The 11,889-nt window shown below is 32.0% G+C and carries 13 protein-coding genes and 1 pseudogene; 2 read left to right on the top strand and 12 right to left on the bottom strand.

Annotated features, from left to right (window positions below; genetic code table 11):
- Positions 1 to 225: 225 nt before the first annotated feature.
- Complete coding sequence (queG, locus tag V5787_RS01530) at positions 226 to 1,164, bottom strand: tRNA epoxyqueuosine(34) reductase QueG (RefSeq protein WP_336891529.1); 939 nt, start codon at positions 1,162 to 1,164, stop codon at positions 226 to 228.
- Between the two features lie 84 nt (positions 1,165 to 1,248).
- Between queG and V5787_RS01525 the strand changes: the two genes are divergently transcribed.
- Both V5787_RS01525 and V5787_RS01520 read left to right on the top strand, forming a co-directional pair.
- Entirely contained in the window at positions 1,249 to 1,491 is a 243-nt protein-coding gene (locus V5787_RS01525; protein WP_336891528.1) for a MoaD/ThiS family protein, read from the top strand.
- Positions 1,492 to 1,619: 128 nt separating this feature from the next.
- Positions 1,620 to 2,042 (top strand): molybdenum cofactor biosynthesis protein MoaE, encoded by a 423-nt coding sequence (locus V5787_RS01520; protein ID WP_336891527.1) that lies wholly within the window; start codon positions 1,620 to 1,622, stop codon positions 2,040 to 2,042.
- 85 nt (positions 2,043 to 2,127) lie between these two features.
- Here V5787_RS01520 and V5787_RS01515 read toward each other — a convergent pair whose 3' ends face one another.
- The 11 genes and pseudogenes from V5787_RS01515 to V5787_RS01465 form a co-directional block, all read right to left on the bottom strand.
- A complete protein-coding gene (locus V5787_RS01515) occupies positions 2,128 to 3,894 on the bottom strand; it encodes a DNA mismatch repair protein MutS (RefSeq protein ID WP_336891526.1) in 1,767 nt (588 codons plus the stop codon).
- Between the two features lie 11 nt (positions 3,895 to 3,905).
- Positions 3,906 to 4,793 (bottom strand): bestrophin family ion channel, encoded by an 888-nt coding sequence (locus V5787_RS01510; RefSeq protein WP_336891525.1) that lies wholly within the window; start codon positions 4,791 to 4,793, stop codon positions 3,906 to 3,908.
- 6 nt (positions 4,794 to 4,799) lie between these two features.
- Complete coding sequence (locus V5787_RS01505) at positions 4,800 to 5,921, bottom strand: NTP transferase domain-containing protein (protein ID WP_336891524.1); 1,122 nt, start codon at positions 5,919 to 5,921, stop codon at positions 4,800 to 4,802.
- Entirely contained in the window at positions 5,922 to 6,398 is a 477-nt protein-coding gene (gene moaC / locus V5787_RS01500; protein ID WP_336891523.1) for a cyclic pyranopterin monophosphate synthase MoaC, read from the bottom strand.
- A 135-nt stretch (positions 6,399 to 6,533) separates the two neighbouring features.
- Complete coding sequence (locus tag V5787_RS01495; RefSeq protein WP_336891522.1) at positions 6,534 to 7,769, bottom strand: molybdopterin molybdotransferase MoeA; 1,236 nt, start codon at positions 7,767 to 7,769, stop codon at positions 6,534 to 6,536.
- A 34-nt stretch (positions 7,770 to 7,803) separates the two neighbouring features.
- The gene (locus tag V5787_RS01490) at positions 7,804 to 8,262 is read right to left on the bottom strand and encodes a hypothetical protein (protein ID WP_336891521.1); all 459 of its coding nucleotides are present in this window, start codon (positions 8,260 to 8,262) and stop codon (positions 7,804 to 7,806) included.
- An 11-nt stretch (positions 8,263 to 8,273) separates the two neighbouring features.
- A complete protein-coding gene (gene moaA, locus V5787_RS01485; RefSeq protein WP_336891520.1) occupies positions 8,274 to 9,272 on the bottom strand; it encodes a GTP 3',8-cyclase MoaA in 999 nt (332 codons plus the stop codon).
- Between the two features lie 228 nt (positions 9,273 to 9,500).
- Positions 9,501 to 10,742: a glycosyltransferase N-terminal domain-containing protein gene (locus tag V5787_RS01480; RefSeq protein WP_336891519.1), complete on the bottom strand. Its 1,242-nt coding sequence runs from the start codon at positions 10,740 to 10,742 to the stop codon at positions 9,501 to 9,503.
- Positions 10,743 to 10,858: 116 nt separating this feature from the next.
- Positions 10,859 to 11,119, bottom strand: coding sequence for a 50S ribosomal protein L27 (gene rpmA, locus V5787_RS01475; RefSeq protein WP_336891518.1), 261 nt, complete (start codon positions 11,117 to 11,119; stop codon positions 10,859 to 10,861).
- Positions 11,120 to 11,155: 36 nt separating this feature from the next.
- Positions 11,156 to 11,575, bottom strand: coding sequence for a 50S ribosomal protein L21 (rplU, locus tag V5787_RS01470; protein ID WP_336891517.1), 420 nt, complete (start codon positions 11,573 to 11,575; stop codon positions 11,156 to 11,158).
- Between the two features lie 139 nt (positions 11,576 to 11,714).
- Positions 11,715 to 11,889, bottom strand: a pseudogene (locus tag V5787_RS01465) (IS1595 family transposase); the annotation flags it as partial.

The following is an 11,889-nucleotide window of genomic DNA, read 5'->3' as shown; positions in this document are numbered from 1 at the left end:
GTAAATCACAAATGCTATCTGCAAAAGTAGGTGTTATTTGTAGTTTCATGGCTTGAATATACATCTTAATAAGCTAACAAACAATGATTTATATCCTAAGTTTGGATGTTTGTTTTTGTCATGTACCTTGCAACGGTCTTAGAATGACTATTTTCCCCAGTTAACAATATACTTAAAGGTTTTTCTCTATTCTTTGAGCGGATTATTGTAACTCAGTAATTTTAACTAACCTTGACTGTTTCCTAAAAGGAAATTTATATTTCGAGACAAGCCCGAAAATTTTATCCTTTTAATGGCAGACTTTTGAAACACTTTTCGAAACACGTCTTCTGTTATTTCCTGCCAATCATTTTTGGTCATTTGCAACAAATCTGGATGTGGATTAAACAAGGGTTGCGAATGCGGTTTAGAAAAACGATTCCAAGGACATACATCCTGACAAATATCACAACCAAACATCCAGTCCTGAAATTTATCTATCATAATATGTGGTAATTCGTTCTTTAACTCAATTGTAAAATAAGAAATACACTTACTACCGTCTACAGTGTTATTTGGTAAAATAGCTTGAGTTGGACAAGCATCAATACATTTGGTACAGCTACCACAATGATCTGTCTGAAATGAAATATCGTATTTCAATTCTAAATCTAATATCATTTCAGCCAAAAAAAAGAAAGATCCGTGTTGCTTTTGAATCAATAAAGAATGTTTTCCATTCCAACCCAAACCAGATTTTTCAGCCCAAGCACGTTCCATTACTGGAGCTGAATCGGTAAAGACACGTCCAGATACTCCCTTTATTTCTTGCTGAATCTCAAATATTAACTCTTTAAGTTTCTCTTTAATTACAAAATGATAGTCTTTACCATAGGCATATTTAGCCAACTTATAGGTGTCTTGTGGCTGTACTTTTTCTGGAAAATAATTATAAGTCAAAGAAATAATTGATTTGGCACCCTCAACCAACAAACGAGGATCAAGCCGTTTGTCGAAATTATTTTCTAGGTAACTCATCTCTCCCTGGTAACCTTTTTTCAGCCACTGCTCTAACTTAGGAGCCTCTTCTTCAAGAAATTCAGCCTTAGCGACACCAATACTTGTAAAGCCTAAAGCCAAAGCTTTCTCTTTTATTAATCTTGTATGTTTTTCTATTAAATCCAAAGTATCACAAAAATACATTAAATAGCGAACTATCACTTTGCATGAATCATATTTAAAAAGTATTTTTGCACAAACAGATAACAAATGCAAGTAACCGTTTTACTTTTTGGAATTATCGCAGATTTAATTGGAGAAAGCACCATAAAAGCGCAACTAGTAGAACAAAATACTGTTGGTGATTTTAAAAAAACTCTTATAGAAATCTATCCTCAATTAAAAAATCACAGTTCTTACGCAGTTGCTATTAACGAAACCTATGCTTTTGAGGATGCCATAATTAATCCGGATGACATTATTGCAATTATCCCTCCGGTAAGTGGAGGCTAAAATGCTGTTAATTTTAGGTCTTCGTCGAAACTAAGTAAATTCATTATTATTCCAAAAAAACACATAAACACCCTTCGAAATCCTTCATTAGTTCAGAATGAAAGTTCAGGGTTCTTTTCTTAAAACGTATGAAAAAAATTTCTATAAAACTAACTCCCGAAAAATTATCTCTACAAGATTGTTATGATTTTGTGGATGATCCTACATGTGGTGGTATTGATATTTTTGTAGGTACAGTTAGAAATAAAACCCAAGGAAAAAAAGTTGAAAAACTCGATTTTTCTACTTACTCTCCAATGGCTATAAAAGAGATGCAATTAATTGCCGAAAGAATTCTGGAGAAGTTTGATGTTTTAAAAATTGCGATTCACCATGCTGAGGGAATGTTATACATTGGAGATATTCCTGTTATTATTGCAGTTTCTGCATCCCACAGAATCGCAGCTTTTGAAGCTTGTCAATATGCTATTGACTCACTAAAAAAAACCGTACCTATTTGGAAAAAAGAACATTTTGAAGACGGAGAGGTTTGGGTAAACTCGCATCCCTGAGAATTTTAGTTTTGTTCAAAAACAGACTCAAATTTCAAGATCAAGTCCGATTATCTAAACAATAGAAAAATATACGATTACAAACTTATATTATTTCCATTTTACGCAACAAAAACGATGCATTCATGTTTTGGCAAACACCTTTTTTCAATTTATAGTCAAAAAATAATTCATCATTTTTAATTTCTGCATCAAAATAATAATTTTCAATCTGTGGATACTCTTCTGCTATTTCACATAAACTTAAATCGTGAGTAGCAATAACACCTGTAGCATTTGAATTCACCAATTTTTCAACAAACTTTTGAGAACCTTGGGCTTTGTCCATACTATTTGTTCCTTTTAATATTTCGTCCAGAACAATAAAATAAGATTCTCTTTTTAGGCTGTCAACAATAAATTTCAATCTTTTCAATTCAGAGAAAAAATAAGAAGTATTCTCAGACAATGAATCTGAATTACGTATGCTGGTAATTAATTTTATCGGTTTATATTTCATCTGTTGTGCACACACAGGAAGTCCCACATTTGACATCATAATATTCAATGAAATTGTCCTTAAAAACGTACTCTTTCCAGCCATATTTGCACCTGTCACAATAAAAAAAGAATCTCCTTGCATTTTACAATTACTTGTAATTCGTTTTATAGATGACAATAACGGATGCCCTAAATTATTTGCATCAATTACAGCACCCTCTTCTACTATAACAGGGAATTTATAAGTCGGATGATTAAAAACATAATTTGCCAAACTGTTCTGTGAATCAAAAAAAGATATTACTTCAAACCAGTCTTCTACTTGGTCTTTATAATTAGACATCCAGTTTTCAATTCGAGAGGCTTGCTTAATATCCCATAATAACAAACCATTTCCAAAAATGGCAAAAATGACATTATTCCGTTGATCTAATGCATTTAAATACTCAAAAAACTCCTTCATCAGTTCAGAAGATTTTTTAGCGTTAACACAAATTTTATCATGTTGATGTTTTAATGCTTCAGAAGAAAATTTAGTTTCTTCTAAAACCTCTAACAATTTATAATATTGTTGAAATGTAGCTTTTGCCTTTGTTGCCTTATGGTATAAATCATTTACATTTTTCAAATAACGGACAGAAAAACCAATCCCAATAAAAAACCATATCGTCAAAATTGAAAATGGTAAATTAAAAAAAGAAATCCAAATAATTAAACACAAAGAAACCACAGCAAACAATCTAGGTAACCAGCGATAGCACTTAGGTATAGAAGTTTTATGTTTTTTCATCCAATGTAGAATTTCATCTGGTTTCACCTCAGTTTCTACAGAACCTGCTAATGCCGAAAATTGTTGCCGCCATTTAGGAATACCAGCCAATTCGGTAATAGACTTTTGTTTTTTTTTAATATGCTCTATATCATTCGCACTAAGCAACGATACTAATTTTTGCTTTCCTGCACTGGTAACCGTTCTATTAACAAGTTGAAAGAAAGAACCAATACCAAATAAATCTATATCATAACTAAATGCATGTGTTGCGTCTTTAAGCTCTTCGCCTGTTTCTAATTTAGAAACATCACCTTTTTGCACCGCTATTTCCAGTTCATTAATGTCAACAAAAGAAATATAAGCTTGCTTTTCCTCCTTTTTTTTCCAATAACGTTTTAAAAAAAAAGAAAATATAGCTCCACCAAATATAGTCGTTAGTAACATTTCCTGGGTGTTGCCAAAAAAATAATACACAAAAAAAACGGTGATTAAAAAAGCCGAAAATCGAATCCAACTCAGCCAAATCAATTCCTTTTGAACAGCAGTCAATAACTTTTTATAATGATTACGTTCGTTCTTGTAAAATGCTAATGGATCCATTGTTTAAAGTTTTATAAAATATAATAGGTGTCAGAAATCAATTTTTCGGGTATTTCTTTTTCACCCAATAATTGCTTTAAGTTTATTTCAATAGTTCTAGCAATACTAGTTATAGGAGTGTCGGTTGGTCTATTTTCAAATGGATCTTGAATTGTTATTGCTATCTTCTCTAATAAGAAAAACGGTAGGGAGATTGCCATTAACAGGGGTATTTCAACAAATATATGCAAATCAGTTAATGATAACGATAGTGATATTAAAAATATATACACAAACAAATGCAAAGTCATTCTATATGTTTTCGGAAAACATGTATTTTTAATTCGTTCTGATTTCCCCATAGAAGCACAGAGTCGAACAATTGTATTATCTATCTGAATCTGCTGATAGTCATTAATACTCCCTGATTTATGTAATTCTAACAAATCTCTATTATGAAAATCTAATAAGGTTAGGGCTCTGTTTTGGCTTGTTTTTAACACTTTTAATTCTTCTGTAGAAACAAATTCCTTTGCAACTTCAAGAGAGTCTAATTCCCTCAAATCATTGCCTAGAACATAACACCACCCCATTTGACGAAATCCCATTCTCTTTACCAACTCTGGATCAGCTCCGTTAGTGAAATTTTTTAATTGAATGACAAAACTTCGAGAGTCATTTGCGATCGAACCCCATATTTTTCTAGCTTCCCACCAACGATCATAGGATTGACTTAATTTAAACGATAACAACAATGAAATAGCAGTACCTAAAAAAGCAACTATACTAAAAGGGATCGTTAGTTGCTTTAAATACAGGGAAAGGATAAACACAAACGAAGAAAACAGCCCCATAATAAACATATCAAATCGAATGATTTTAAACCAGTAACTTAATGGAATTCTTTTATCTAATATCATCTTGTACTATTTTAACGTGTTCAATTCTTGTTTTATATTTTCAAATTCGTCAGGTGTATTTACGTTTCTAATCAGGTCATCTTCAACTTCAACTATTTCAACATCTGAATTGATTAAAATTTTTCTAGGACAAGAATATCCTTGCGCCAAATAACTCAATAAAACAGGATACGCTTTAGGTTCCCATATTGTAATAAGCGGTTCCATAAATTTAGAGGATTTTCCTTTTATTGCTGTTGCAATTTTTTTTGGGTTTCTCTTTTTTAACAAAGTCTTTAGCAGCTCATCAGAAACATAAGGCAAATCTGTTGCCAAAACCAAATAAGCCTCATTTGGGTTTTCTCTAAAAGCGGAACAAATAGCCCCAAAAGGACCTAATCCAACAAAAGCATCCTCAATCGTTTTACGATTTTCTGCTTTTTGATCTGCTCTCACAGACACATAGGTTTCTAAACCTTTATTTTCTAATAATTGAACAGTATAATCACCTTGTGGGATTCCGTAATATGAAAGCTGAGATTTATCTTCTCCCATCCGTGTACTTTTACCTCCGATTAATACAAGTCCATTTAATTTAGGAACTTCTTGCTGGACCAATTGTAAGATATGGATTGAAATAGCTGAAATATCATTTATGGAATACACAGGGATTTCCTTGTAATTCGGATATTTTTCTTTTAAACAAGAAAATACTTCAAAGTCTTTTTGTGTTCTGATAAAAAACTGAACGTCATTCAACTGTTCAATTCTTTTTTCAATAGAATTTTCCTTTTCAGGGTCTAAAAAAACAATTTGTTTTTTCGCCGGAAAATGATTCCCATTCACCAATACTAAATCGTAGTTTGAGAAACGAATACGTTCGTTAAAAATATTTTTTTTGATGTCTGATGAAATAATTGTATCTCCTGAAGCGTGATATGTATACGTATCAAAAACTGGAGCTATATTGTCTTTTCCATGAGAAGCATCGGCATAAGCTATTTTTACTCTTGCGTGTAGTTCTGCACTAATTTTTGTAACAAGATCCAAAATAGCTCCGCATTTAACACCTACAAAAGCAACTTCATTAGGTCCAAAATCACCGTTATTCCTCAGCGTCAATTTTGCGTGTTTTCTATGTTTTTTCATTTATTTTTTATTAATATCTGATTTACCACCAGATTTTTTAACCAAAAGAACCTCTTTAATGCACATATCTTGTGAAACTGATTTACACATATCATAAACCGTTAATGCGGCAATATTAACCCCTGTCAAAGCTTCCATTTCAACTCCTGTTTTTCCTTCAATTTTTACGGTACAAAACAGTTCTATATGTTCTGAATCTACAATATTGATAGTTACATCTACTCCATGAATTAACAATGGGTGACACATGGGAATTAAGTCAGAAGTTTTTTTTACTGCTTGAATCCCTGCTATGATTGCGGTTTGAAAAACAGGACCTTTTTTAGTCTTTAATTCTTTGTTCTCGAATAATGATATAATTTCTTTACCTAAAAACATTGTGGCTTTCGCAGTTGCCTCTCTTTTTGTGATTTTTTTTTCACCTACATCCACCATTTTAGGTTGATCGCTATTACTTAAATGTGTAAAATTACTCACAATGTTAAACGTTTTTAATTTTGGGTTATTCCTTTTAATTCTTTATTCTTTGCTGTTTTCACAATCACTGTTGATTGACATATATTATACGCTCATCCATAAATACATTTTTTACTCAAAACTAAACTTTTAGACCTAGCGATATCTAATAACAGGAAAAACAGCTCCCTTTTTAAATTCAGTACGGTTTGCAGGTAATTCTAATAAGGCACTTGCTTCGGTTAAGTTTGCTAAATCTCCTGATCCGTTTCCTGATAACGGCACTGCAATCAACTCTCCATCGATATTTTTCAATTGAACCTGTAGAAAATAAGTGATATTTGCCTTAAAATTAAAGTCGTCCGACAAACGAGCAACTTCTCTTTCCTTTTCCTTTCCAAAAACAGATTTCTCGTACCATGGATAAAAATACTTCAAACAATTTACATAAGCAGATACTGGATTTCCTGGAAATGCAAATACAACAGTGTTTTTCTTAGAGTTATTCGTAATGTCATCATTATAGGTTATTAAAGACGCTCTGCGTCCGAACCAAAAGGGTTTTCCAGGACGTTGTTTTACTTTATGGAATAATTTTTCTACACCTAACTCGTCCAGAACTTCAGGGATATAATCAAACTTTCCTTTAGAAACAGCACCGCTAAAAAGCAATACGTCATATTCTTTTAAAGAACGTGCAATCTCCTTGAGTAAAGAATCTTTATCATCTGCAAGGTGTTTTATATCCGATGACACACTTAAATTCAATAACAAAGCCTGTATACTATAAACATTACTTCTTCGTATTTGATGTTCTAAGGGTTTTTCTGATACATCGACCAATTCGTCACCTGTTGAAACAATCAATACTTTAGGTCGTTTTGCTACCAAAACTTTTATCTTTCCTACTGTTGCCAAAACACCAATTTCAGCGGCTGTAATTTTTTTATTTTTGGGTATCAATAAATCACCTTCTGATTTATCTTTTCCTCTTAAATGTATATTCTGTAATTCTTTTACTTCATCTATTGAAATTTTGGCGATGCCATTTTCAATTTCAATCAGTTCATATGGTATCACTATATCAGAATTGATTGGCACCATTGCACCTGTCATTACTTCCAAACAGTTATCAGAATTCATCAATGTTTTTTGGGGACTTCCAGCGGCTTGTACACCTTCAATCACAAACTCTCTTTTCCCCTTTACAAAAACAGAATAAGAAAGAGAAATCCCATCCATACAAACTCTATCGAAAGGAGGGAAATCACGGTCAGCGAAGATATCCTCCTTTAACACACGCCCTAAAGAGTCAATAAAGTCAACAGATTCTATTCCGTAATCTTGACTATTTGATAAAATTATATTTTTTGCTTCCAAAACATTAATCATTCCTTATTCTTTTTAATCAAGAAATATTCTTGAATTATTTTTTCATTTTACTCACCATAATTTTCAATATTGAAACTCCATAAGCCATAAAAATACTTTGATAAAACACCCAGAAAAACAAGTTTCTAAAATTCAGCTGAAAAACTTTTTTAACTTTTCCGAAAAAAGCAACATCAATATCTCCTAAACTGTATTTCCAAAAAATAAATCCTATATAAAAAATAAAAATAAAAATCGCAGTATTTAATAAGCCAAAACAAATCTTTTGAGCCAAATTTTTTCCTTCTGCATAAGAAAATTTCAGATAAGTAATATTTATATATAAAAACAAGAAAAAGACTGGAAAAAGAGCCGGTACTGGTAACAACCAATATTTTTCTCCCAGAGGAATAAGCATCTCTTTGGTCAAATCAAAGTTCGAAAAAATCAACATAGAAATTATCGAAATAATGATTAGGATTGTTGTTTTTTTAGGCGTTCTTTTTTTAGTCATAATTCGTTTTTTTACCCTCCAATAGAAGACATACTTTCAGATACCTGATTTATTTTCAGTCTATTTGACTCAGCAACGAATCCATTTTTAGGTTTTTTCGCTACCAGATCAATAAATAATTGTTTTAATTCGGCATCACTTACACCATCCCTAATATAATCTCTAATATTAAACACTCCTTCATCAAACAAACAGTTTTTCAACAATCCTGTTGAAGTAATTCTCAGCCTATTACAATCATGACAAATAGTACGTGTATAAGCAGGAATGATTCCAAAAACACCTTTATAGCCTTTTACTTGAAACATATGAGATGTTGAAGATTTTGCGATCGGTAATTTTTCAACATTCGAATAGGTTGATTTTATTTCATGTAAAATCTTATTAAAATCCCAAACCTCAGCTGTTATTCTTTTCCCCACGCCATTAAAAGGCATTTCTTCAATAAAACGAATTTCAATATTTTCTCTTTCTGTCAAAGCTACAAAATCATTTATTTCTGAGGTATTAACTCCGGACTGAACAACAATATTTAACTTTAATCGTAGAGAACTGTTCTTTAGTTTCTCATAGGTGTCCCATACTTTATCAAACACATCTCTTCTTGTAATTTCAGCAAAATTAGACGCATCTAAACTGTCAATACTTAAGTTGATGGTCTTTACTTTTAATTGCTCTAATACTTCAATATACTCGATAATTAAAACCCCGTTTGTTGTTATATTAATTTCATGTAAAAGTTCGTTGAATGACAACATTTTTATAAAATCTATAAAATTTTTTCTTACAAAAGGCTCTCCTCCAGTCAATCGAACTTTATTTATCCCCAATTCAGAAAGTACCCTTGTAATTCGATACATTTCTTTAAAAGTTAATAATTCTTTTCGTTCTACTATTGCAGCACCTTCTGCAGGCATACAATAAGTACAACGCAAATTACAACGATCAGTAACTGCCAATCGCAAATAAGTTATTTGCCTACCAAAAGAATCTACCAATATATCCGTCATCCCATCTCCTATTAACCTACAAAGTTCTAACAAAAAGTACTATAAACAAAATTTATTCGAAGTTAAACATCTCTAACGCTCAATAAATACGAAGTATGTAACAGGAATGATATTCATTGAATATATGATGATTAAACAGGATTTCCCTCACAAGATAGAATCTTCCCCAATGAATATTTTATGAATATCCTCAACCAATATTAAGACAAAACGAGCTAATAATTATATTTATTCTAATGATTTAACATACCTAAGAATCGTATCTGAAGCCCCTAAGCTATCTTTGATATACGACAAGGCTATTTGTCCTTTTTCCTTTCTTACGTCTTCATTATCTCTAAATTCCACTAAAATCTTATTAACCGACAACTGATTACTTGTAGAAATACAGCCTCCAATAGCTACTAAATCAACGGCCTCTTTAAACTTTTTAAAATTCGGACCTATCACAACAGGGATTCCAAAAGTAGCAGGCTCCAATACATTGTGAATTCCACTCTTTGTATAACCGCCACCTACATAAGCAACATCTGCTACACTGTATATTTTTGTCAAAACACCAATCGTATCAATTATAAACACCTTGAAGCTCTTTAAGTGTTTCCCTTGTTTTTCAGAAAACAAAACTGCAGTATCTCCGAAAGCAGCTTTTAAATTAGCTATTGCCTCTGATTTGATATTATGTGGAGCGATAATAATTTTCTCATTCTTCTTAGAGTTCTCCAAAATATAATTTACCAATAGATCTTCATCTTCTGGCCAGGTGCTGCCCGCAACAAAAACATAAGAATCGCCCACAAACTCCTCTATAAAATCAAGTTTATTCTCTCGATCTAAAATATCATATACTCTATCAAATCTAGTATCACCACAAACAGTAGTGTTCTCAAATCCAATGGAATTCAATAAACCTGAAGAATTTTCATCTTGTAAAAAGAAATGAGAAAAGGCTTTTAGTTTTGACCGCATCCAACCACCGTGACTTTTAAAAAAGATCTGATCTTGCCTAAATATTCCCGATACCAAAATGGTGGGAATATTAGTATTCTTAAGTTCTGATAATAGGTTAGGCCAGAACTCATATTTCACAAAAACAGCAACAGAGGGTTGTGCTAATTCCAAAAACTTTTTTGCATTAGAGGTTGAGTCAAGAGGTAAATAAACAACAACATCTGCTAATTTATAATTTTTCTGAACCTCATAGCCAGAAGGAGAAAAAAAGGTAAGCACTATTTTACAATTATTGTATTGATTTCTTAGCTTTTCTATAATCGGTCGTGCTTGTTCAAACTCACCTAAAGATGCACAATGCAACCAAAAAACAGTATCTGAATCTGCAATTATCCCCTTTAACTTTGGAAAGACCTCTTTTCTACCACTTACAAAAAGTTTTAATTTAGGACTAAATAAAGCCATGATTTTTAACAACCCACCAACTAAAAATACCGCTATATCATAAAGAATTTGCATACTGTAAATATATATTATTCCAGCTAAAATCTATAAACCTTACTGTTTATAAACTAAAACAACAAAACTCCCTACCGATATGGAAGGGAGTTTTTAGATTTAAAAAATCTTATTTCTTAAGCTTCAAAAGCTTCAATAGACACATAAGATCTATTATCTCTCTTTTTAGTAAACTTCACTAAACCATCAACTTTAGCATGTAAAGTATGATCTTTCCCCATGTAAACATTTTCACCTGGATAGTGTTTAGTTCCTCTCTGGCGAATTAGAATATTACCAGCGATTGCCGCTTGACCACCAAATATTTTTACACCTAGACGTTTCGATTCTGATTCTCTACCATTCTTCGAACTTCCGACACCTTTCTTGTGAGCCATAATTTCTTGATTTTATTACCTGTCTAAACAGATCGTTTATTTTTTATCTTCTTTCTTTACTGCTTCTTTCTTAGCTGGAGCCTTTTTAGGAGCTGCTGCTTCAGTTGCTACAGTTTCTTTTTTAGCTGCTTTTTTCTTAGCACCGCCTACAGCGATACCTTCTATTTGGATTTCAGTTAAGAGCTGACGGTGTCCGTTCTTTGTCTTATATCCTTTTCTACGTTTCTTTTTGAAAACGATTACTTTATCAGCTTTTAAGTGACCTAATATCTTAGCCGTTACTTTAGCTCCTTTTATAGCTGGGGCGCCAATAGATACATTTCCACCATCTTGAACCAAAAGAACGTTATCAAAAGTTACTTTTGATCCTTCTTCAGACTGTAAACGGTGTACGTATACTTTTTGGTCTTTTGCTACTTTAAACTGCTGCCCTGCTATCTCTACAATTGCGTACATATGTTTATATTTAATTTTGTTTTGTTTAAAACGAGTGCAAATATACTTCTTTTTGATAGATATCCAACACTTTATTCTCGATAATCTTCAGCATAATGATTGTTACACTATAGAAATTAGTCAATAATTTTATTCTGAGTTATACGCCTAGTATCTGTTTTGTGTTTTTTTGATATTTAGGTTTTTGTAGTACCATTCTAAGAATTGTTTTATGAAAAATGGATTCTTTGTATTGTGACCTATTAATTCTAAAACAAAATTCATCAAAATAAGCTTGTATATGCCATTTACTTACATGAGTTGGTATTGCTCTT

The sequence above is a fragment of the Flavicella sp. genome, assembly GCF_037132785.1.
Lineage (GTDB): Bacteria > Bacteroidota > Bacteroidia > Flavobacteriales > Flavobacteriaceae > Flavicella.
This window is presented reverse-complemented; position numbering and strand designations above follow the sequence as displayed.

Coding starts and splice junctions, on each gene's coding strand:
- V5787_RS01525 (WP_336891528.1), top strand. CDS start 1,249: ATGCAAGTAACCGTTTTACTTTTTGGAATTATCGCAGATTTAATTGGA.
- V5787_RS01520 (WP_336891527.1), top strand. CDS start 1,620: ATGAAAAAAATTTCTATAAAACTAACTCCCGAAAAATTATCTCTACAA.
- V5787_RS01515 (WP_336891526.1), bottom strand. CDS start 3,894: ATGGATCCATTAGCATTTTACAAGAACGAACGTAATCATTATAAAAAG.
- V5787_RS01510 (WP_336891525.1), bottom strand. CDS start 4,793: ATGATATTAGATAAAAGAATTCCATTAAGTTACTGGTTTAAAATCATT.
- V5787_RS01505 (WP_336891524.1), bottom strand. CDS start 5,921: ATGAAAAAACATAGAAAACACGCAAAATTGACGCTGAGGAATAACGGT.
- V5787_RS01495 (WP_336891522.1), bottom strand. CDS start 7,769: ATGATTAATGTTTTGGAAGCAAAAAATATAATTTTATCAAATAGTCAA.
- V5787_RS01490 (WP_336891521.1), bottom strand. CDS start 8,262: ATGACTAAAAAAAGAACGCCTAAAAAAACAACAATCCTAATCATTATT.
- moaA (WP_336891520.1), bottom strand. CDS start 9,272: ATGACGGATATATTGGTAGATTCTTTTGGTAGGCAAATAACTTATTTG.
- V5787_RS01480 (WP_336891519.1), bottom strand. CDS start 10,742: ATGCAAATTCTTTATGATATAGCGGTATTTTTAGTTGGTGGGTTGTTA.
- rpmA (WP_336891518.1), bottom strand. CDS start 11,119: ATGGCTCACAAGAAAGGTGTCGGAAGTTCGAAGAATGGTAGAGAATCA.
- rplU (WP_336891517.1), bottom strand. CDS start 11,575: ATGTACGCAATTGTAGAGATAGCAGGGCAGCAGTTTAAAGTAGCAAAA.